Source organism: Pantoea sp. RIT413 (assembly GCF_003057675.2).
Lineage (GTDB): Bacteria > Pseudomonadota > Gammaproteobacteria > Enterobacterales > Enterobacteriaceae > Pantoea > Pantoea eucrina.
In genome coordinates this window covers 1-302 of sequence record NZ_QBJB02000038.1, presented here as the reverse complement: position 1 = coordinate 302, position 302 = coordinate 1, and the positions used below count along the sequence as shown (strand labels likewise).

The window sequence follows — 302 nt, the reverse complement described above, 5'->3', positions numbered from 1 at the left end:
TGTTTGCGTCGAATCCCTGAAAGTGAAGAACATGATCCGCAACCCGAAGCTATCCAGAGCGATAGCAGACGCAGGCTGGGGTGAATTCGTGCGCCAGCTTGAATATAAGGGCGAATGGTCGGGGCGATCCGTGGTCGCCCTTGACCAGTTTTTCCCGTCCTCAAAACGCTGTAGCGGTTGCGGCTATACCATGCCAGAGATGGCGCTTAACGTTCGTTCGTGGATCTGCCCTGAGTGCGGGGCTAACCATGATCGTGACGTAAACGCCGCGAAGAATATAAAAGCGGTCGGGCTGACCGCGT

At 55.6% G+C, this 302-nt stretch carries 1 protein-coding gene; it reads left to right on the top strand.

The annotated features are described in order from the left end of the window. A partial coding sequence (locus DBY66_RS17745) for an RNA-guided endonuclease TnpB family protein (RefSeq protein ID WP_146745194.1) occupies window positions 1–302 on the top strand: 302 nt, incomplete at both ends.